The sequence below is a fragment of the Actinoplanes sp. URMC 104 genome, assembly GCF_051386375.1.
GTDB lineage: Bacteria > Actinomycetota > Actinomycetes > Mycobacteriales > Micromonosporaceae > Actinoplanes.
The window spans coordinates 351,621-371,608 of record NZ_JBPQTO010000007.1; the positions used below are offsets into that span (position 1 = coordinate 351,621).

The 19,988-nt window shown below is 71.7% G+C and carries 17 protein-coding genes; 8 read left to right on the plus strand and 9 right to left on the minus strand.

What is annotated here, in order from left to right; all coding sequences use genetic code 11:
* Nucleotides 1-7 precede the first annotated feature (7 nt).
* The 3 genes from ACSNN8_RS23260 to ACSNN8_RS23270 form a co-directional block, all read right to left on the minus strand.
* Nucleotides 8-1,231: an anion permease gene (locus ACSNN8_RS23260; RefSeq protein WP_436651425.1), complete on the minus strand. Its 1,224-nt coding sequence runs from the start codon at nt 1,229-1,231 to the stop codon at nt 8-10.
* Between the two features lie 218 nt (nt 1,232-1,449).
* The gene (locus ACSNN8_RS23265) at nt 1,450-3,522 is read right to left on the minus strand and encodes a PQQ-dependent sugar dehydrogenase (protein WP_436651426.1); all 2,073 of its coding nucleotides are present in this window, start codon (nt 3,520-3,522) and stop codon (nt 1,450-1,452) included.
* Nucleotides 3,522-4,427, minus strand: coding sequence for a sugar phosphate isomerase/epimerase family protein (locus ACSNN8_RS23270; protein WP_436651428.1), 906 nt, complete (start codon nt 4,425-4,427; stop codon nt 3,522-3,524). The genes ACSNN8_RS23265 and ACSNN8_RS23270 overlap by 1 nt, the downstream gene beginning before the upstream one ends.
* Before the next feature lie 251 nt (nt 4,428-4,678).
* On the opposite strand from ACSNN8_RS23270, the gene ACSNN8_RS23275 reads away from it, so the two are divergent.
* Complete coding sequence (locus ACSNN8_RS23275; RefSeq protein WP_436651429.1) at nt 4,679-5,554, plus strand: phytanoyl-CoA dioxygenase family protein; 876 nt, start codon at nt 4,679-4,681, stop codon at nt 5,552-5,554.
* A gap of 42 nt (nt 5,555-5,596) precedes the next feature.
* Here the strand turns inward: ACSNN8_RS23275 and ACSNN8_RS23280 are convergent, their stop codons facing one another.
* Both ACSNN8_RS23280 and ACSNN8_RS23285 read right to left on the minus strand, forming a co-directional pair.
* A complete protein-coding gene (locus tag ACSNN8_RS23280; RefSeq protein ID WP_436651431.1) occupies nt 5,597-6,898 on the minus strand; it encodes an aspartate aminotransferase family protein in 1,302 nt (433 codons plus the stop codon).
* Nucleotides 6,899-6,925: 27 nt separating this feature from the next.
* Nucleotides 6,926-8,302: an aminotransferase class I/II-fold pyridoxal phosphate-dependent enzyme gene (locus ACSNN8_RS23285; RefSeq protein WP_436651433.1), complete on the minus strand. Its 1,377-nt coding sequence runs from the start codon at nt 8,300-8,302 to the stop codon at nt 6,926-6,928.
* A 192-nt stretch (nt 8,303-8,494) separates the two neighbouring features.
* Between ACSNN8_RS23285 and ACSNN8_RS23290 the strand changes: the two genes are divergently transcribed.
* The 7 genes from ACSNN8_RS23290 (at nt 8,495) to ACSNN8_RS23320 (ending at nt 15,492) form a co-directional block, all read left to right on the plus strand.
* On the plus strand, nt 8,495-9,334 hold the full coding sequence (locus tag ACSNN8_RS23290) for a nitrilase-related carbon-nitrogen hydrolase (protein WP_436651434.1): 840 nt from the start codon (nt 8,495-8,497) through the stop codon (nt 9,332-9,334).
* A complete protein-coding gene (gene hydA / locus ACSNN8_RS23295) occupies nt 9,331-10,731 on the plus strand; it encodes a dihydropyrimidinase (RefSeq protein WP_436651435.1) in 1,401 nt (466 codons plus the stop codon). The genes ACSNN8_RS23290 and hydA overlap by 4 nt, the downstream gene beginning before the upstream one ends.
* Before the next feature lie 14 nt (nt 10,732-10,745).
* Nucleotides 10,746-11,741 carry a TIGR03842 family LLM class F420-dependent oxidoreductase gene (locus ACSNN8_RS23300; protein WP_436651436.1) on the plus strand — a complete coding sequence of 332 codons (996 nt, stop codon included), beginning with the start codon at nt 10,746-10,748 and terminating at the stop codon, nt 11,739-11,741.
* Complete coding sequence (locus tag ACSNN8_RS23305) at nt 11,738-12,577, plus strand: ABC transporter permease (protein ID WP_436651438.1); 840 nt, start codon at nt 11,738-11,740, stop codon at nt 12,575-12,577. The genes ACSNN8_RS23300 and ACSNN8_RS23305 overlap by 4 nt, the downstream gene beginning before the upstream one ends.
* The gene (locus ACSNN8_RS23310; RefSeq protein WP_436651440.1) at nt 12,574-13,389 is read left to right on the plus strand and encodes an ABC transporter ATP-binding protein; all 816 of its coding nucleotides are present in this window, start codon (nt 12,574-12,576) and stop codon (nt 13,387-13,389) included. Before ACSNN8_RS23305 ends, ACSNN8_RS23310 begins: the two co-directional genes overlap by 4 nt.
* Complete coding sequence (locus tag ACSNN8_RS23315) at nt 13,386-14,150, plus strand: ABC transporter permease (RefSeq protein WP_436651441.1); 765 nt, start codon at nt 13,386-13,388, stop codon at nt 14,148-14,150. Before ACSNN8_RS23310 ends, ACSNN8_RS23315 begins: the two co-directional genes overlap by 4 nt.
* A 196-nt stretch (nt 14,151-14,346) precedes the next feature.
* Nucleotides 14,347-15,492: an ABC transporter substrate-binding protein gene (locus tag ACSNN8_RS23320; protein ID WP_436651442.1), complete on the plus strand. Its 1,146-nt coding sequence runs from the start codon at nt 14,347-14,349 to the stop codon at nt 15,490-15,492.
* A gap of 26 nt (nt 15,493-15,518) precedes the next feature.
* On the opposite strand, the gene ACSNN8_RS23325 is transcribed toward ACSNN8_RS23320, so the two are convergent.
* From ACSNN8_RS23325 to ACSNN8_RS23340, 4 genes are read right to left on the minus strand one after another with little or no spacing between them, the layout of a single operon-like run.
* A complete protein-coding gene (locus tag ACSNN8_RS23325; protein ID WP_436651444.1) occupies nt 15,519-16,313 on the minus strand; it encodes a hypothetical protein in 795 nt (264 codons plus the stop codon).
* Nucleotides 16,310-17,170 carry an SCO6745 family protein gene (locus ACSNN8_RS23330; protein ID WP_436651445.1) on the minus strand — a complete coding sequence of 287 codons (861 nt, stop codon included), beginning with the start codon at nt 17,168-17,170 and terminating at the stop codon, nt 16,310-16,312. Before ACSNN8_RS23330 ends, ACSNN8_RS23325 begins: the two co-directional genes overlap by 4 nt.
* Before the next feature lie 10 nt (nt 17,171-17,180).
* Nucleotides 17,181-17,687, minus strand: a complete 507-nt coding sequence (locus tag ACSNN8_RS23335; protein WP_436651447.1) for a hypothetical protein — start codon at nt 17,685-17,687, stop codon at nt 17,181-17,183.
* A 9-nt stretch (nt 17,688-17,696) separates the two neighbouring features.
* Nucleotides 17,697-19,967, minus strand: a complete 2,271-nt coding sequence (locus ACSNN8_RS23340) for a putative bifunctional diguanylate cyclase/phosphodiesterase (RefSeq protein ID WP_436651448.1) — start codon at nt 19,965-19,967, stop codon at nt 17,697-17,699.
* Nucleotides 19,968-19,988: the final 21 nt, after the last annotated feature.

Below are 19,988 nucleotides of genomic sequence, written 5' to 3' on the forward strand. Positions count from 1 at the left end.
CTGCCTTTCAGCTCGCGGCGCCGGCGGGGACGCGCTCGGGTGTCGCGGGCTCGTCCCACTCGTCGTTGACGTTGTTGTGGTCGACCGGCGTCTTGCGGGATCGCCAGTACATGTATCCGGCCGCCGCCAGCAGCAGCGCGAAGACCACGAGCGAGCCGGCCAGGCCGCCGCCGAGCAGGTCGCCGATGAACCACATCAGCGCGCCGACGACCGCGGCGGACGGCAGGGTGATCAGCCAGGCGGCGATCATGCGGCCGGCCACCCGCCAGCGCACCTGGGCGCCGGGCTTGCCGACGCCGGAGCCGAGGATCGAACCGGTCGCGACGTGGGTGGTGGACAGCGCGAAGCCGAGGTGGCTGGAGGCGAGGATGACCGCGGCCGAGGCCGACTCGGCGGCCATGCCCTGCGGCGGCGCGATCTCGACCAGACCCTTCCCGAGCGTACGGATGATCCGCCACCCGCCGAGGTAGGTGCCCAGCGCGATGGCGAGCGCGCAGGCCGCCTTCACCCAGAACGGGATGTTCTTGGTGTCGGTCCAGTCGCCGGTGGCGATCAGCGCCAGCGTGATGACGCCCATCGTCTTCTGCGCGTCGTTGGTGCCGTGCGCGAGCGAGACGAGCGAGGCGCTGCCGATCTGGCCCCAGCGGAAGCCGTTGTCGGTGAAGCGCTTGGCGACGCCGATCGTGAGCTTGTAGATCAGCCAGGTGCCGACGGCGGCCACGATGCCGGCGATCACCGGCGACATCAGCGCGGGGAGGATGACCTTGCCGATCACGCCGTCGAGCTTGGAGCCGTTGCCGTTCCAGTTCACGCCCGCCCAGCCGAGGCCGGCGATGGTGGCGCCGATCAGGCCGCCGAACAGCGCGTGCGACGAGCTCGAGGGCAGGCCCAGCAGCCAGGTCAGCAGGTTCCAGATGATGCCGCCGATCAGGCCGGCCAGCACGATGAGCAGCAACGCCGTGCCACCGTCGGAGGTCAGTGACTCCTTGGGCGTGCCGTCGGAGTTCTGGATGCGGACGACCGCGTTGCTGACGGTCAGGGCGACCTCGACGGAGAGGAACGCGCCGATCAGGTTGAGGATGCCGGAGAGGGCCACGGCCACCTTGGGCCGCAGTGCCCCGGTGGCGATGGAGGTGGCCATCGCGTTCGCCGTGTCGTGGAACCCGTTGGTGAAGTCGAACCCGAGGGCCGTGATCACCACCAGGGCCAGGATGACCGTTGTCTCTGTCACGAGCCCAGACTTAACCCCAAAGGTCGGGGCTGAAAGGGTCCTGTGAGCACGTTTCTGACCTTCGATCCTCGTTAACGGGGCGTTAACCTGCTGTTCCCTGCGTGGTCAGCGAAGAGCACGGTCGTGCGACGGAACCGCTGCCGCCGGGCGACAGCGGCCGGAATCGCCGGGAAACAGGAAGGCCGGGCCCGAGGGCCCGGCCTTCGTCTCGGAAGCGGTCAGTTGGACGGTTCGAGGACCACCGTGGCGGTGCCGGTCTGCGGCGGGGTGCCGGTGTCGGTGTACGACGCGACGAACACCGCGGTCAGGTTGTCCGCCCCGGCGTGACCCGGGTCGAGGAACGTGGTGATCGACCCGGTGCAGCCCGACGCCGTGGACAGCGGGTGCCCGTGCTGGTCGTGCCCGAGGATGTAGGTCACCGTGACCCGCGAGCAGTCGACCGGCGCGTCGTCGGTGACCGTCACCTGGAAGTTCACGGTGTCACCGAAGGCGAACGGCTGGCCCTCCTGCGGCGTGGTGAACGTGACGACCGGGGCCGCCGTGCCGACCGGCAGGATCACCTCGGCCGAGGCGGACCGGCCGGTGCTGTCGGTGACCTTCAGCGTCGGACGGTAGTCGCCGTTCGCGGTGTAGGTGAAGGTCGGGTTGGGGTCGGTGGAGTCGACCTTGTTGTCGTTGTCGAGGTACCAGGCGTAGCGCAGCCGGTCGCCGTCGGGATCGGTGGTGCCGGCGCTGGAGAACGTGACGGTCAGCGGCGCCTGGCCCCGGGTCGGGGTCGCCGACACCTTCGGGATCGGGGTGCGGTTGCCGCGCACGTGGTCGATGCGGGCCAGCTGGGCGTCCGGGTTCTCGTTGAAGTAGCCGTCGCCGTACTCGAGGACGTAGAGCGCGCCGTCGGGGCCGAACTCGAGGTCCATCGGGTTGTCGAAGACGATCTCCGGGAGCACGTCCTGGATCGCTGTCACCTGGTTGCGGCGGTCGAGCGTGAACGCCTTGACGTAGTCGCGGGTCCACTCCGCGAACAGCGGCTTGCCGTCGAACGCGGCGGGCCACTTGAACGGCGAGCGGGAGCGCCGGTCGTAGTCGTACGCCGGTCCGCCCATCGGCCCGATGCCGCCGGTGCCCAGCTCGGGGAACTGCGTGCTGGGGCCGTACGAGTAGATGACCTCGCTCTTCTCGACCGGCGGCAGGTTGCGCAGCCCGGTGTTGTTGGGCGACTCGTTGACCGGCGCGGCGCAGTTGAACGGCGCGCCCGAGGTGCCTGTGGCGAAGTCGTAGTCCACGTACGGCATGTCGGGGTTCACGCAGTACGGCCAGCCGTAGTTCGCGGGCTTGTCGATCGCCATCCAGCGGCCGTGCCCCGCCGGGCCGCGCGCCGGGTTGGCGTTCTGCGCGTCCGGCGAGTAGTCGGCCAGGTAGACGGTGTCGTTGTTCTCGGTGTCCACGGCGAACCGGAACGGGTTGCGCAGACCCATCGCGTAGATCTCGGGCTTGGTCTTCGGCGTGCCCGGCTTGAACAGGTTGCCGCGCGGGATCGTGTAGCCGCCGTTACGCCCCACCTTGATGCGCAGCAGCTTGCCGCGCAGGTCGTTGGTGTTGGCGGCGGAGCGCTGCGCGTCGAAGACCGGGTTGCGGTTGGCCCGCTCGTCGATCGGCGCGTAGCCGTCGGAGGCGAACGGGTTGCTGTCGTCGCCGGTGGACAGCAGCAGGTTGCCCTTGCTGTCGAAATCGATCTTGCCGCCGACGTGGCAGCACTGGCCGCGGTCGGTGGGCACGTCGATGATCTTCTGCTCGGTGTCGAGCCGCAGCGTGCTGCCCGCCAGCTTGAACCGCGACAGCGTCAGGTGGCCCTTGTAGCGGGCGAAGTCGGCGGCCGTGCCCTCGTTGGGCGCGTCGCCCTCGTTGATCGTCGGCGTGGCCGGGTCGTCGGCCGGGGTGTCCAGCGGCGGCGAGTAGTAGATGTAGACCCACTTGTTGCGCTCGAAGTCCGGGTCGATGGCGATGCCCTGCACGCCCTCCTCGTCGTGCAGGTACACCGGGATGGTCGCGGCCAGCACGTTGCGGCCGGTGGCGGGCTCGTGGATGCGCACCTGGCCGCCGCGGGCGGTGTGCAGCACCCGCCGGTCGGGCAGCACGGCCAGCGCGATCGGCTCGCCGGGGAAGTCGTTGAGCGTGACCTTCTGGAACTCGGAGGACGGCGGCAGCGGCTCGGCCGGAGCCGCCACCGCGACGGACGGGGTGACCAGCAGGGCTGCCGCGAAAACGCCGGCAAACAGCGGGCGACGGGTCATCAGAATCGCAGCCCTTCCAGGAACTCGTAGCCGCGCTCGGCGGTGACCAGGGCGTCGGCCGGGGTGCGCGGCGGCGAGCCGGCGTCGTCGCGCTCCACGATGTACTCGATCAGGCCGGCCTCGCGGGAGTGCTCGAAGATGCGCCCGAAGTCGATCAGGCCGTCGCCCGGGTCGGCGAAGCCCGCGTTGACGTCGAGGTCCTTGACGTGCACCTGCTTGATGCGGCCGCGGTTCTTGCGGATCAGGTCGACCGGGTCGTTGGCGCCGCGCCACGCCCAGTAGAGGTCGACCTCGAGGTGCACGAGCCGGTCGTCGGTCTCGCCGGTGAGGATGTCGAAGCCGGTGAGGTTGGTGCCGTTCTGCCGGAAGAACTCGGCGTGGTGGTTGTGGTAGCCGAACGACAGCCCGGCGCGGCGGGCCAGCCGGCCGGCCTTGTTGAGGTCGGCGGCGAACGCGCGGTAGACGGCGGCGTCGCGGATCGGGCCGTTGGGGCCCTGCCCGAAGAACGGGTGGACGATGAACTTGTTGCCGACGATGTTGGCGTCCTCGAGCGCCTGCTCCCAGACGTTCGCGTCGAACGGCTGCGGGATGCCGACGTGGCCCGAGGTGGCGCGCAGGCCGGCGGCGTCGAGGGCGGCGCGGAACTGGGCGGCGGTGCGGCCCACGAAGCCGGCGTGCTCGACCCGGGTGTAGCCGATCTCGGCGAGCTCCGCGAGGCTCGCCTCCAGGTCGATCTGCAGCTGGTTGCGCAGCGTGTAGAGCTGGACGCTGATCTGGTCGACCGGCACGCGGTGCAGCGAGTGCGACCCGCCGGCGGAGGCGGCGCCCGGAACGGCCAGGGTGGCGGCGGCGCCGGCCGCGGCCGCGGCGCCGAGAAGTTGACGACGGTTCAGTGACTGCGGCATTGCGGTCTCCTTCGAACGACGACGCTCGATACATTACGCAGCTGTTTCGTCCGAGGGGAACCTAAGTTTCTTCAGATTCAGCGAAAGTTGGCAACGCCAGCGCAAAACGCACACGTTCACCTTCGGTAGCGGCCGGCGGCGCTGCTTCGAAGTGTGTCGAGACCTGCAACGGGAGCGGGAGGCAGCCGCGTCTTAGACAACAAGCGCGCCGAGTTCCCAGGGAACAACCGTCAACGAGGGGGACCGGGACATTGGAGAAAACCGGATTCGAGGCCATCACGAAGGAGCAGCGGGACACGTTTCTGCGCGACGGCGTGGTGCTGGTCCGCAACGCGCTCGACGAACAGCGCCGGGCCCGGCTCGAGGCCGCGGTCGACCGGGTGTACGCCGAGGAGCGCTCGGCCGGCCGGCTCAAGCCCGACGGCACGCTGCACCTGCTGGGTTTCCTGCCGCGCGACGAGGAGTTCGGTGAGCTGCTGACGCTGCCGTCGACCTTCCCGTACGTCTGGGGCCTGGCCGGGTGGAACATCTACACCCACCACAACCACCTGGACGTGACACCGCCGAATCCGTCCGAACAGGAGCCGGCGTGGGGCTGGCACCAGGACGGATACCGGCAGAACTCGGATCCCGAGCGGCTGGACGCGCAGCAGCCGCGGCCGATGCTGTCGCTCAAGGTGGCGTACGTGCTCTCGGACCTGTCGCGCACCGGGCGGGGTGCGACCAAGGTCATTCCGGGCAGCCACCTGGACAACACGCTCGAGCGGCCGGCGAGCGGCGACCCGCGCGGCGCCATGGAGATCACCGCGAACCCGGGCGACTGCTTCATCTTCGACCGGCGGCTGTGGCACTCGCGGTCGGTCAACTGCAGCACGGTCACCCGCAAGATCTTGTTCGTCGGTTACACGTACCGCTGGATCCGGCCGCTCGACGACATGCCGATCGACAAGGAATCGGAATGGTGGCGCAACCGCACGCCGGTGCAGCGTCAATTGCTGGGTGAGTCGCCGCACACGGCGAATCACTGGGGCGTCGGATGGGACGGTTACATCGACGAGAAGATTCCGCTGCGGCACGAACTGTCGACGCGTGGGCTGCTCGACCGTTCGATTCCCTGGCTACGTTGAGTGATCGCCGCCGCCCCCGGGCAGGGGCGGCGGCACACTCCGTCAGCCGATTTTGGCCTCGGCGTCGACGCGCGTGAGCGCGTCCCGCAGGATCGCCAGGCCCTCGCGCGCCTCGTCCTCGGTGAGCGTCAGCGGCGGCCCCATCCGCAGCACGTTGCCGTACAGGCCGCCCTTGCCGACCAGCAGCCCGCCGGCCCGGCACTCGTCGAAGACCCGCACCGTGCCGGCTGGGTCGGGCTCGGTGGTGCCCGGCCGGACGATCTCGATGCCGATCATGAGGCCCTTGCCGCGGACCTCGCCGACGATCGGCAGCTTCAGCGCGCGCAGCCCGTCGAGCAGGATCGCGCCGGTGCGGGCGGCGTTGGCCTGCAGGTCGTGGTCGAGCACGTAGTCGAGCACGGCGTTGCCGGCCGCCATCGACAGCGGGTTGCCGCCGAACGTCGAGAAGCTGATCGCCGGCACTGCGTTCATGACCTCGGCCCGCCCCACCACGCCGCCGAGCGCGAAGCCGTTGCCGATCCCCTTGGCGAACGTGATCAGGTCGGGCGTCACGCCGTGCGCCTGATAACCCCAGAAGTGCTCCCCCGTACGCCCCCAGCCGGTCTGCACCTCGTCCGCGATCAGCAGGATGCCGCTCTCGCCGAGCACCTTCTGGTAGGCGCCCAGGAGCCCGTCGGGCCCGGCGACGAACCCGCCGACGCCCTGGATCGGCTCGGCGATCAGCGCGGCCACGTCGCCCGCGGTGACCGTCGCCAGCACCTCGCGCAGGTCGTCGACCGCCGCGTCGAGGATGTCGCCGTCGGCGAGCCCCGCCATCCGCCCGCGCAGCCGGTCGCCGGAGGCCAGCCACGACACGCTCAGCGGGCTCAGCGAGCTCGACGACCAGCTGCGGTGCCCGGTGACCGCCATGGTGGCGAACGTGCGTCCGTGATAGCTGTTCTTGATCGCCAGGATCTGGTTGGACCGGCGCACGTTCGCGGCCATCAGCAGCGCCGCCTCGTTGGCCTCGCTGCCCGAGTTGGTGAAGAACACCCGGGCGTCCGGGATTCCGGAGACGCGCGCGATCTTCTCGGCGAGCTCGACCTGCTGCCGGATCAGGTAGAGCGTGGACGAGTGCACCACGCCGGTAGCCAGCTGCCGCTGCACGGCCTCGGTGATCTCCGCGACGTCGTACCCGATCATGTTGGTCAGCACGCCGCCGAAGAAGTCGAGGTAGGTGCGCCCGTCGCTGCCGGTGACCCGGCGCCCCGATCCGGAGACGATCTCGAGGGCGTCGTCGCCGTAGTAGATCGGCATCCAGCCCGGCATCACCGCACGGTGGCGGGCCAGCAGGTCATCGTTCATGGTGGCTCCTTCGCAAACGACGGTCGGTCATCGCCAGCCTCGCGGGTGCGAGCGGGCGCGGGGGCCGCTGCCGCGGCTGTCGAGCAGGGCGGCGGCGGCCAGGGCGTCGGCCAGCGCGCCGACGTCGCCGGCCACCAGGCCGGCGGTCACCCGGACGTGGTCGCCGTCGAGCGGGGTGACGCAGAACGGCGCCCCCGGTGACACGGCGATGCCGTGCGCGGCCAGGGCGACCATGGCGATCTGCTGATCGTCGACGGCCATCCAGAGGTTGATGCCGTCGGCGGCGGTCGCGGTCACGCCGCGCTCGCGCAGCGCGCCCAGCAGGGCGGCGCGCCTGGTGGCGTACGCCTCGCGGGCCGCGGCCACCTGGGCCACCGCGCCGGGATCGGTCAGCAGGTCGAGCAGCACGCCCTGCAGCAGCCGGCTGGACCAGCCGGGGCCCAGCATCCGCCGGTCGGCGACGGGCCCGATCACGCGCGCCGGACCGCCGACGGCGGCGAGCCGCAGGTCGGGCCCGTGCGACTTGGAGAAGCTCGCGACGTGCACCGTCCGGGCGGGCAACAACGAGCCCAGGCTGACCGGCGGGGCGGACGCGATGTCGCCCGCGTGGTCGTCCTCCACCACCAGCACGTCGGGGAACGACTCCAGCACCGCCGCGAGCTCCGCGGCCCGGGACGCGGGCATGCTGACCCCGGTGGGGTTGTGCGCGCGGGGCTGCAGGAACACCGCGGCCGCGGGACAGCCGGCCAGCACGTCGCGCAGCGGGCCGGGGCGCATGCCGCTCGCGTCCATCGGCACGCCGACGACCGTGGCGCCGACCGTCTGCAGCAGGTCCAGAAGCGGCGGGAAGGCCGGGTTCTCCACCACGACGTGGTCGCCGAAGCGCACCACCTCGGCGATCACCCGGTCGATCGCGTCGAGCGCGCCGTCCACGACGGTCAGCCGCTCCGGCGGGTACGGCCACCGCTCGCGCAGCACCGCCTCGAGCGGCGGCAGCACGGGCGCGTCGAGGTAGCTGCTGGTCAGCCGGCCGTCCCCGATCCGCTTGAGCGCGTCGGTCAGGTCGGGCAGCAGCTCGTGGTCGGGCACGCCGGTGGACAGGTCGCGCGTGACGGCCGTGACCTGGCCGCCGAGCTGGGAGTAGCGCCACCCCTGCCGGGGCAGCACCGGCGCCGCCACGAAGGTGCCCGACCGCCCGCGCGTGCGGATCGCGCCGGCGCGGCCCAGGCTGCGCCACGCCTCGCTGACCGTGGTGGGGCTGACGCCCAGCTCGCGGGCGACGTCGCGGACCGTGGGCAGCCGGGTGCCGGCCGGCAGCTGCCCGGCGGTCACCAGGCGGCTCACGGCCGCCGCGATCCCCCGGGCGCTGCGGTCGTCGACCGCCCCGGCGATCAGAGCGAGCAAATTACCTCTCCGAAACATTCCGTTACGACCAGGCAATTGTTCGCCTGAATGTGTGTCGTTAGTGTCCTACGGCATCCGAGGCCGACAAGCAAGCCCTAGCGCAGCACGTACTACGGGGAGTAGACAGACGATCACAGGCGCTCCACAAAACCGCGCCTGAGCAGCATGAAGATCAAGGTGAGAGGGGCAGTCATGAGCGACATCGTCCGTGCAGCCCTCGTCCAGACAACGTGGACGGGCGACAAGGAATCGATGATCAAGGCGCACGAGGACTACGCCCGGGACGCCGCCGCGCAGGGCGCGAAGGTGATCTGCTTCCAGGAACTCTTCTACGGCCCTTACTTTTGTCAGGTCCAGGACGCGGCCTACTACGAGTACGCCGAGTCGATCCCCGGCCCGACGACCGAGCGCTTCCAGGCCCTGGCCGCCGAGCTCGGCATGGTGATGGTCCTGCCCATGTACGAGAAGGAGCAGGAGGGCGTCCTCTACAACACCGCGGCCGTGGTCGACGCCGACGGCTCGTACCTCGGCAAGTACCGCAAGCACCACATCCCGCAGGTCAACGGCTTCTGGGAGAAGTTCTACTTCCGGCCCGGCAACCTGGGCTACCCGGTCTTCGACACCGCGGTCGGCAAGGTCGGCGTCTACATCTGCTACGACCGGCACTTCCCGGAGGGCTGGCGCGAGCTGGGCCTGGGCGGCGCGCAGATCGTCTTCAACCCCTCGGCGACCAGCCGTGGCCTGTCCGGCTACCTGTGGCAGCTCGAGCAGCCGGCCAGCGCGGTCGCCAACGAGTACTTCATCGGCGCGATCAACCGGGTCGGCAGCGAGCCGCTGGGCGACAACGACTTCTACGGCCAGTCCTACTTCGTCGACCCCGAGGGCAAGTTCGTCGGCGAGGTGGGCGACACCCACGAGCCCGAGCTGATCGTCCGCGACCTCGACCTCGGCCTGATCAAGACGGTCCGCGAGCGCTGGCAGTTCTACCGCGACCGCCGGCCGGAGAGCTACACCCGGATGGTGCAGCCGTGAGCATCCTGATCAAGGGCGGGACCGTGGTCGGCCCCACCGGACCCTACGCGGCCGACGTGCTGGTCGACGGCGAGACGATCGCCGCGATCTTCGCGCCGGGCCGCGGTCCCGAGGGGCCCGAGGTCATCGACGCGACCGGCAAGTACGTCATCCCGGGCGCGATCGACGCGCACACCCACATGCAGATGCCGTTCGGCGGCACCGAGGCCAGCGACACCTTCGACACCGGCACGCGGGCCGCGGCGATCGGCGGCACCACCACGATCATCGACTTCGCCATCCAGCGATACGGCGAGGTGGTGCAGGACGGTCTGGCCGCGTGGCACGCCAAGACCGCCGAGCAGTGCCACATCGACTACGGCTTCCACATGATCCTCGGTGGGGTCGACGACGACTCGCTCAAGGCGATGGACCAGCTCGTCGCGAACGAGGGCATCACGAGCTTCAAGCTGTTCATGGCGTACCCCGGCGTCTTCTACTCCGACGACGGGCAGATCTTGCGGGCCATGCAGAAGGCGCGCGACAACGGCGCGCTGATCATGATGCACGCCGAGAACGGGCCGGCCATCGACGTGCTGGTCAAGCAGGCGCTCGAGCGCGGCGAGACGGATCCGATCTTCCACGGCATCACCCGGCCGCAGGAGCTCGAGGCCGAGGCGACCAGCCGGGCCATCTGGCTGGCGAGCGTGGCGGCCGACTGCCCGCTCTACATCGTGCACCTGTCCGCGTCCAAAGCGCTCGAGCAGGTGAAGGCGGCCCGCGACCTGGGCCGCAACGTATTCGCCGAGACCTGCCCGCAGTACCTCTACCTGACGCTCGAGGACCAGCTGGGCGCGCCCGGCTTCGAGGGCGCCAAGTGGGTCTGCTCCACGCCGCTGCGCAGCAAGCACGAGAGCCACCGCGCCGACCTGTGGCAGGGCCTGCGCACCAACGACCTCTCCGTGGTCTCGACCGACCACTGTCCCTTCTGCATGAAGGACCAGAAGGAGATGGGCCTCGGCGACTTCTCGAAGATCCCGAACGGCATCGGCAGCGTCGAGCACCGCGTCGACCTGCTCTACCAGGGCGTGGTCGACGGCAAGCTGTCGCTGGCGCGCTGGGTCGAGACGATCGCGACCACCCCGGCCCGGATGTTCGGCATGTATCCGCGCAAGGGCGTCATCGCGCCGGGCTCGGACGCCGACATCGTGCTCTACGACCCGGACGGGCGCACCCGGATCAGCGTCGAGACCCACCACATGAACATGGACTACTCGGCCTGGGAGGGCTGGGAGATCGACGGCCGGGTCGACACGGTCCTGTCCCGCGGCGAGGTCATCGCCTCCGGCGGCGAGTACACCGGTCACGCCGGCCGCGGCAAGTACGTCCGGCGCGGGCTCACCGACTACCTGGTCTAGAGGGAAGGAGGCAGATGGACATCGGTGTGGTGCTGCAGAACAACCCGCCCGCGCGGGCGGTGGTCGAGCTCGCCAAGCAGGCGGAGGCGGCCGGGTTCAGCCACGTCTGGACCTTCGACTCGCACGTGCTCTGGCAGGAGCCGTTCGTCATCTACTCGAAGATCCTCGACGAGACCGAGCGGGTGGTCGTCGGCCCGATGGTCACCAACCCGGGCACCCGCGACTGGACGGTGCTGGCCTCGCTGTTCGCCACGCTCAACGAGATGTACGGCAACCGGACGATCTGCGGCATCGGCCGGGGCGACTCGGCGCTGCGGGTGCTCGGCGCGCAGCCGCAGAGCCTGGCGCAGCTGCGCGAGTCGATCGGCGTCATCCGCGGGCTGGCCAACGGCGAGAAGGTGACCCTGCGCGGCACCGAGCAGCAGCTCGCGTGGGCGCCGGACAGCCGGCTCGAGGTGTGGGTCGCCGCCTACGGGCCCAAGGCGCTGGCGCTGACCGGCGAGGTGGGCGACGGCTACATCCTGCAGCTCGCCGACCCGGACATCGCCGCGTGGATGATCGGCGCGGTGCGCGGCGCGGCCGAGCGGGCCGGGCGCGACCCGATGGCCATCAAGTTCTGCGTGGCGGCCCCGGCGTACGTCGGCGACGACCTGGCGCATCAGCGGGAGCAGACGCGCTGGTTCGGCGGCATGGTCGGCAACCACGTGGCCGACATCGTCGCGCGCTACGGCGGCGACGGCGCGGTGCCGCAGGTGCTGACCGACTACATCAAGGGCCGGCAGGGCTACGACTACGCCGAGCACGGACGGGCGGGCAACTCGCACACCACGTTCGTGCCCGACGACGTGGTCGACCGGTTCTGCATCCTGGGCCCGGTCGACAACCACCTCAAGCGGCTCGAGGAGCTGCGGGCGCTGGGCGTCGACCAGTTCGCGGTCTATCTGCAGCACGACGCCAAGGAGCAGACCCTGCGCGCGTACGGCGATCACATCATCCCGGCGATGTCGTGAGGAGAGCCGCGTACGCCGTCCTCGGGCTCGCGATCGTCGCAGTGCTCTGGGAGGGCTACAAGCTCGTCGGCAGCCCCGACGGGACGGTGCTGTTCGGCGTCCGGGTCCTGCCGCGCGCCGACGACCTGTCGATGCCGCACCTGTGGACGGTGCTGGAGCGGCTCGGCCGCCCGGAGCTCACGGGCGGCCGGCCGATCTGGCTGGTCGTGCTGAACGCGTGCCTGGTCACGCTCGGCATCACGGCGGCCGGGTTCGTCATCGGCGCGCTGGTCGGGCTGCTGCTCGCGGTGGCGATGCAGCGGTTCCGCATCGTGGAGCGCGGCCTGCTGCCGTACGTCATCCTCTCCCAGACGGTGCCGCTGGTCGCGCTGGCGCCGCTGGTCGCCGGGTGGAACGTGCTGTGGCCGGACTGGATGACCGTCTCGCTGATCGCCGCGTACCTGGCGTTCTTCCCGGTCGCGGTCGGCATGCTGCGCGGGCTGCAGTCGCCGGCGGCCGCGGGCGTCGAGCTGATGCGCAGCTACGCCGCCGGCTGGTGGCGCACGCTGGTCAAGCTGCGCTTCCCCGCCTCGCTGCCGTACCTGTTCCCGGCGCTGCGCCTGGCCGGGGCCGCGGCGGTCGTCGGCGCGGTGGTCGGCGAGATCTCCACCGGCACCCGCGGTGGCATCGGCCGTCTGATCATCGAGTACTCCCGCGAGGCCACCTCGGACCCCGCGAAGGTCTACACCGCGATGCTGGGCGCCGCCGTGCTCGGTCTGGTCGTCGCGGGTCTCGTCAGCCTGCTCGAGCTGCCGCTGATGCGGCACCGCCGGCACGTGGAGGTGGTCACCCTATGAGCGCCGTCGTGGTCGACGCGGTCACCAAAGTCTTCAACCAGGGGCGTACGGACGAGGTCGTCGCGCTGTCCGACGTGGACCTCACGGTGGGCGACGGCGAGTTCGTGTCGCTGATCGGGCCGTCCGGCTGCGGCAAGAGCACGCTGCTGCGGCTGATCGCCGACCTGATCCCGCCGACCACCGGCACGGTGACGGTCGCGGGCAAGGACGCCGGCTCCGCGCGCAAACAGCAGGCGTACGGCATCGCCTTCCAGCAGGCCGGGCTCTTCGAGTGGCGGACCGTGCTCAAGAACGTGGAGCTGCCGCTGGAGCTGCGCGGCCTGCCGCGGGACGAGCGCAGGGCCAAGGCTTCGGAGATGCTGGCGCTGGTCGGGCTGGAGGAGTTCGCCGGGCACTACCCGGCCCAGCTGTCCGGCGGCATGCAGCAGCGGGTGGCGATCGCCCGGGCGCTGGCCGTGCAGCCGCCGCTGCTGCTCATGGACGAGCCGTTCGGCGCGCTCGACGAGATGACCCGCGAGCGGCTGCAGTCCGAGCTGCTCGGCATCTGCGCCAAGACCGGCACCAGCACCGTCTTCGTCACCCACTCGATCTCGGAGGCGGTGTTCCTCTCCGACCGGGTGGTGGTGATGTCGGCGCGCCCCGGCCGGATCACCGCGTCGATCCCGGTCGAGCTGCCCACCCGCGACGAGGCGGCCCGCCAGTCCGACCGCTACTTCGAGAGCGTCACGTCGGTGCGGCGAGCCCTCCGCGGCTCCCCGGCCGGCCCGTCCGCCGCCCCCGCCTCCGCCGGCTCGAAGGCGGAGACCCGATGAGGTGGGCCCGCAGCGTGCTGCCGCCGCTCGTCGTCGGCGTCGTGGCGATCGCGCTGTGGCAGGTCGTGGTCACGGCGGGCCGGATCGCGCCGTTCATCCTGCCCGCGCCCTCGGCGATCTGGGACGAGCTGGTCGTGCAGCGGAGCAACATCTGGGAGGCCGCGCTGGCCAGCGGCGCCAACGCGCTGATCGGCCTGGTCGGCGGCGCGGTCGCCGGCGTGCTCGCGGCGATGGCGTCGAGCCGGTTCCGGCCGCTCGCCGAGGTGTCCATCCCGTTCGCCGCGGTGCTCAACGCGCTGCCGATCATCGCCCTCGCGCCGATCCTCAACAACATGTTCGAGTCCACGAGCAGCCTCCCGCGGCGGCTGGTGGCCGGGATCATCGTGTTCTTCCCGGTCTTCCTCAACACGCTGCGCGGCCTGCGCGAGGTGAACCCGATCCACCAGGAGCTCATGCACACGTACGCGGCGAGCGGCTGGACCTTCGCGGTCAAGGTGCGGCTGCCCGGTGCGCTCCCCCACGTCTTCACCGGCCTGCGGCAGGCGTCGTCGCTGGCCGTGATCGCCGCGGTCGTCGCCGAGTACTTCGGCGGGCTGCAGACCGGGCTCGGCTCGCGGATCACGTCCGCAGCCGCGTTCACCGCCTATCCCCGTGCCTGGGCCTTCGTGGTCGGCGCCTGCCTGCTCGGACTCGCCTTCTACCTCACCACGCTGCTGCTGGAACGCCTCGCCATGCCGTGGCGCACCCGGCTGATCGCCTGACCTCCCGCCCCCGCCGACGCCCGCACACTGACCCCCACCCTGGGAGCCCGCCCTCCCAGGGGGCCCCCATCCCACAGAGCGATCCTCCCGCGAATCGCTCGATCTTGCGCGAGCCCTGTGGACAGCCACGGCCTGTGGACAACCGGCCCACGCCCCGCCGAGCGCTCAGAAGCCCCTGCAACAGACGGAGGTATCCATGCGACGAATCCAAATACTCACAGCTGTAGCCGCCGCGTCCGCGCTGATCATGGCCGGCTGCGGCACCGCCGACCAGGACTCGGCCGCTCCGGCGCCCGGCGGCAGCGGCGGCGCGCTCACCCCGATCAAGCTGCAGCTCCAGTGGTTCTATCAGGCCCAGTTCGCCGGCTACATCGCCGCGGTCGACCAGGGCTTCTACAAGGAGCAGGGTCTCGACGTTCAGCTGCTCGAGGGCGGCGTCGACATCGTGCCGCAAACCGTGCTCGCGCAGGGCAAGGCCGACTACGCGGTCGCCTGGGTGCCCAAGGCCCTCGCCTCGCGCGAACAGGGCGCGGGCATCACCGACGTCGGGCAGATCTTCGGCCGCTCCGGCACGTACCAGGTGGCGTGGAAGGACAGCGGCATCACCAAGGCCGCCGACCTCAAGGGCAAGAAGGTCGGCAACTGGGGCTTCGGCAACGAGTTCGAGCTGTTCGCGGGCATGACCAAGGCCGGGCTCGACCCCGGCAAGGACGTGACGCTCGTGCAGCAGCAGTTCGACATGCAGGCGCTGCTCAAGAAGGAGATCGACGCCGCCCAGGCGATGAGCTACAACGAGTACGCCCAGCTGCTCGAGGCCAAGAACCCGGCCACCGGCAAGCTGTACACCGCCGACGACTTCTCGATCATCGACTGGAAGACCGAGGGCTCGTCGATGCTGCAGGACGCGGTGTGGGCCAACACCGAGAAGCTGAACGACCCGGCGTACCAGCAGCAGACCGTCAAGTTCCTCACCGGCACGATCAAGGGCTGGGCGTTCTGCCGTGACAACGCCGAGAAGTGCCGCGACCTGGTGGTGGCCAAGGGCTCCAAGCTGGGCAAGAGCCACCAGCTGTGGCAGACCAACGAGGTCAACAAGCTGATCTGGCCGGCGCCGGGCGGCATCGGGGTCATCGACGAGGCGGCCTGGAAGCAGACCGTCGACATCTCGATGACCACCAAGAACCAGACCGGCGACACGGTGCTCACCAAGGCGCCGGAGGGGCTGGCCTACACCAACGACTACATCAACCAGGCGATCACGGCGGCCAAGGCCGCCGGGGTGGACGTCAACGGCACGTCGTTCCAGCCGGCTCAGGTGACCCTCGCCGAGGGCGGCGCCTGACCGCTGACGCGGACGGTTCCCCGGCGTCACAGGGGAACCATCCGCGCGGCGAGCGCCACCGCCGTGAGGTCGCCGTCGCGCAGCTTGCCCGCCGCCGCGTACGCGCCCAGGCTCTCCAGCCGCTGCGCGGTCGCCTCGACGAGCTCCTCGTCGCCGCCGAGCAGCCGCCGGGCGACCCGGGCCTGGGTGGGGGTGAGCTCCGCGTACGCGCACTGGTCGAGCGCGGTGATCGTCGCCTGGTCGAGGGTGCCGGCGAGCGCGCGCTCGGTGACGACCGACAGCAGCCAGGACGGCCACCACCCGTACCGGCCGATCGCCAGCCCCGACCGTACGGCCGTCTCGGGGTTCTGCCCGGCGTTGACCAGCCGCATGGCGAGCGCCATGTCGAAACGCTCCAGCCGCAGGCACTCGACGAACACCTTGAGCAGCGGCATCGTGCCCACGAACCGTTCCGCCTCGGACGCCGCTTCGGCGTAGCGGCCGCGCAGGGCATGGCAGAGGGCGTACGCCTCGTCGAGCCCGGGCTCGGCGGTGGCGCGCTCGTCGAGCCGTTCCACCGTCGCCTCGAGCCGGTCGACCGCCTTGCCGGCCCGTTCGCTCGCCTCGACGCTCGCGGGCTTGCTCAGGTGCCGCACCACCGCGTCGGCGGCCAGCTCGGCCTCGCGCCGCAGCAGCCGCGAGGAGATCTTGGGGATGATGGCGTCGCTGAGGCCCTCGGTCACCGACGCCACGTCGAAGCGGTCGCTGGCGTTCAGGAACTGCGCCCACCACGACGCCGGGTGTCCGGTGCGCCGCGGCGTCTGTGTCCCGCCCGGGTTCACGAGCGTCCTCCCAACGTCGAGAGCGGATTGAGCATGCCCGCCTTGACGAGCGTGCGGCTCAGCGGGCGGGTGAGCTCGGCCAGCCGTACGCAGGCCTGCTCGCCTATCGCGTCGTACGCCGGCGCGGCGAGCCGGTCGGTGGCCGCCTCCACCCCGGCGCGCACCTGCCGGCCCCGGTCGGTCAGCCCGCCGTCGCCGTCGAGCAGCCCGCGGGCCCGCAACCGCTCGGCGGCCGCGCTCCAGGCCTCGCGCCGCCAGCCCCGGCTGACCCGCAGGAACCGCTCGTCGGCCTCGCCCGAGGCGACGTGCAGCAACAGCGCCTCGATCCCGCCGACACCGGCCTCCAGCAGGGCCGCCACGTGCCCGTCGCCGCGGAACTCCCGCAGCAGCGTCTGCGCGTGCCACAGCACCAGGTGCGGCTCGTCCGGCCAGGGCAGCTCGGCGTGCGCGGCGAACAGCGGACGGCCCTGCGGCCACGCGGTCGCCGCCTCGGCCGCCCGGCGGGCCAGCCCGGCCGCCTCGGCCACCTCGGCCGACGCCAGCACCTCGGCGCCGAGCCCGCGGGTCAGCGCCTCGTCCGCGGCGGACAGCCGCGCCTCGATCATCGCGGCCGGCGTGGTGCTGTCCCAGACCGCGGGCAGCGCGCGGGCGACCAGCTCGGGGTTGAAGTTGTAGAACGTGGCGGACACCAGGCCGGGCCCGCACTCGCCGAACGCGGCGCCGCGCGAGGCGAAGTAGCCGTCCAGCGGGCCGACGCCCAGCTCGCCGTAGCGGGCGGGCGCCTCGGGCACGAAATAGATCATGGCGTGGATCGGCTCGGTCACCCGCCACGCGCGCCGCTGCGGCGACTCGTTCACGGTGTCCTCCTCATTCGTTGCCCCACGGCAGTTCCTGCGGCGCCGCGGGCTCGATCGGCGCGGCCGAGTGCGGCGGCGGCGGCCGGTCGGCGACGGTGTGCCAGGCGCCGGAGCGCCGCACGGCGGGCCGGGTCACCAGGTGCACCGGCAGCGGCGGCGGGGTGAAGGGCCCGGCGCCCCAGCGCACGTGGATCGCGATGCGCCCTGCGGCCGCCTCGGCGAGCAGCTTGTCGACCGTGCGGGGCCGGTCGAGCCGGTCGACCTCGACGGCCACCGGCTGCCCGCCGGGGCGGGCGCAGGCGACGTCGAGCACCGAGTGCCCGCGCAGCGGCGGCGGCAGCGAGAAGACGCTCGGCGCCCGGCGGTACACCCGCCAGCCCCGGCTCTCGCCCCAGCCGGCGACCGCGTCGATGATCCGCGCGGTCGCCTCGTCGCTGCTGAGCTCGGCGAAGTGCAGCTCGTCGAGCCGGTCCTGAAGGGACCGTGCGGTGAGCGTGCCGTCGTCCGCTGTCTCCATCGGCAAACCCTATGCCGCCACCGGGTGCAGGCGGCGGGCCAGCAGCTCGGTCATCTGCTCGGCCGGCATCGGCCGTGCCAGGTGGTAGCCCTGGCCCAGCGTGTAGCCGAGACGGCGCAGCCGGTCGGCCTGTTCCTGGCACTCGATGCCCTCGGCGACGGTGTCGAGGCCGAGCGCGCCGGCGAGCTGGACGACCGCGTGCGCGACCGCCTGCCGGGCCTGCGCCGCCGGCGTGCCGGGCTCGTCGAGCTCGATGCCGTCCACGAACGACTTGTCGAGCTTGATGATCGAGGCCGGGAACGCCCGCAGCAGGCTCAGCGAGGACTCGCCGGTGCCGAAGTCGTCGAGCGCCAGCCGTACGCCCATCGCGTGCAGCTCGTGCAGGGTGCACGAGACCTGCTTGCCGCGCAGCACCGCAGACTCGGTGAGCTCGAGCACGAGCCGGTCGGCGGGCAGCCCGGTCTCGGCCAGCGCGGCGCGCACGTCGTCGGCGAAGTCCGGGTCGTGCAGCTGCCGCGCGGACACGTTGGGGCCGACCTTCTGCAGCACGTCGGGCCCGAACCGGCGCAGCCACTCCGCGCCCTGCCGGCACGCCTCGCGCAGCACGAACCGGCCGAGCGGCACGATCAGCCCGGTGGCCTCGGCGGCCGGGATGAACTCGCCGGGCGGCACCAGGCCGCGGGTCGGGTGCTGCCAGCGCACCAGCGCCTCGACGCCGACGATGGCGCCGCCGTCGAGCAGGCAGACCGGTTGGTAGTACACCACGAACTCGCCCGCGTCCAGGGCGCGGCGCAGCTCGCCGCCGAGGCGGGCGTGGGCGAGCACGGGCTGCTCCATGCCGTCGTGGTAGCGCACCCGGTTGGCCTTGCCCCGCTGCTTGGCGGCGTACATGGCCACGTCGGCCTGCCGCAGCAGGTCGTCGAGCCCGGTGCCGGGCGTCGCGGTGGCGATGCCGACGCTGGCGTGGGTGAGCAGCCGGTGCGCGCCCAGCGGCTCGGCGAGCGCGGCGAGCAGCCGGTCGGCCATCGCCTCACCGTCGCAGGCCTCGCCGGTCAGCAGCAGCGCGAACTCGTCGCCGCCGAGCCGGGCGGGCAGCCCGTGCGGCGCCGCGGCCACGCGCAGCGCGTCGGCGACCGCGATCAGCAGCTCGTCGCCGACCTCGTGGCCGAGCGAGTCGTTGACCGTCTTGAAGTCGTCGAGGTCGACCAGCAGCACGGTCGCCTCGCCGGCCGCGAGCGCCGCGGCGAGCCGCTCGCGGAACAGGCCGCGGTTGGCCAGCCCGGTGAGGCCGTCGTGGGTGACCTCGTGGCGCAGCCGGTCCTCGGTCGTGCGCTTCTCGCCCGCGAGCCGGCGGTTCTCGCGCATGGACACGAGCTGGCGCAGGGCGATCAGCAGGGTCAGCACCACGACGCCGACGATGACCACGCGGTCGGGCCACGACAGGTCGCCGCGCAGCACGTTGAGCATCGAGGCGTCGATGGCGAGCACGGACAGGTACGGCAGCCAGACGTTGGCGCGCCGCGGCGGGGCGCCGATCGGCTTCCACTGCCGCCGGGCCGCGGCGGAGGCGAACACGAACGCCGAAGGCATGGCGAACGCCTGCGCGAGCAGCACGCCGTCGTCGCCGTAGACCCCGAGGATCGACACCGCGGCGGCGACCACGCCCGCGCCCGCGATCAGGCGCAGCGCCACCCGGTCGACCGGACCGCCGGAGATGTACGAGACCTTGACGATCGCGCCCAGGCCCAGCGCGAAGCAGAGCCCCGCCAGCACCAGCGCGCCGGTGCTCCAGGCGGCGGCGGAGGTCAGCATCGGCGCCAGCCCGAAGGCCCACATGACCGAGCCGCCGCCCACGAAGGCGATCAGCCGGTCGACCAGCTGCTTGCGGCGCTCCTGGACGCCGGTGACGCCCAGCGGCACCCGCATCACCGCCCACATCGTGACGAGCAGGCCGAGGCCGGCCGGCAAGGCGGCGGGCAGCGGGATGTCGGGCAGCTTGTCGGTGGCGCCGAACGCGACGACCGCGAGCCAGGCGTAGCCGGCCGTGAGCCCGGTCAGGCCCGCCAGCACGAGCCGCCAGAACCGGCGGGCCACCGGGGCGAGCGCGACCCCGCGCAGCAGCGCGACGACCGACAGCGTCCCGGCCACGCCGCCGACCGGCATGAACAGGTACGCGACGGCGACCGGCCCGGGTCGGGTCAGGAACCAGAGCGCACCCAGCAGGACGACGGCGGAGGCTGCCAGGACGTACCGCGTCGGTGCTTTGTCGTCGTGGGCCACCCTGACAAATTCGGCAGCGCG

Bases quoted from the DNA above. Each gene is read 5' to 3' on its own strand.
- ACSNN8_RS23320 (WP_436651442.1), top strand. From the start codon at position 14,347: ATGCGACGAATCCAAATACTCACAGCTGTAGCCGCCGCGTCCGCGCTG.
- ACSNN8_RS23280 (WP_436651431.1), bottom strand. From the start codon at position 6,898: ATGAACGATGACCTGCTGGCCCGCCACCGTGCGGTGATGCCGGGCTGG.
- ACSNN8_RS23310 (WP_436651440.1), top strand. From the start codon at position 12,574: ATGAGCGCCGTCGTGGTCGACGCGGTCACCAAAGTCTTCAACCAGGGG.
- ACSNN8_RS23300 (WP_436651436.1), top strand. From the start codon at position 10,746: ATGGACATCGGTGTGGTGCTGCAGAACAACCCGCCCGCGCGGGCGGTG.
- ACSNN8_RS23315 (WP_436651441.1), top strand. From the start codon at position 13,386: ATGAGGTGGGCCCGCAGCGTGCTGCCGCCGCTCGTCGTCGGCGTCGTG.
- ACSNN8_RS23265 (WP_436651426.1), bottom strand. From the start codon at position 3,522: ATGACCCGTCGCCCGCTGTTTGCCGGCGTTTTCGCGGCAGCCCTGCTG.
- ACSNN8_RS23335 (WP_436651447.1), bottom strand. From the start codon at position 17,687: ATGGAGACAGCGGACGACGGCACGCTCACCGCACGGTCCCTTCAGGAC.
- ACSNN8_RS23270 (WP_436651428.1), bottom strand. From the start codon at position 4,427: ATGCCGCAGTCACTGAACCGTCGTCAACTTCTCGGCGCCGCGGCCGCG.
- ACSNN8_RS23290 (WP_436651434.1), top strand. From the start codon at position 8,495: ATGAGCGACATCGTCCGTGCAGCCCTCGTCCAGACAACGTGGACGGGC.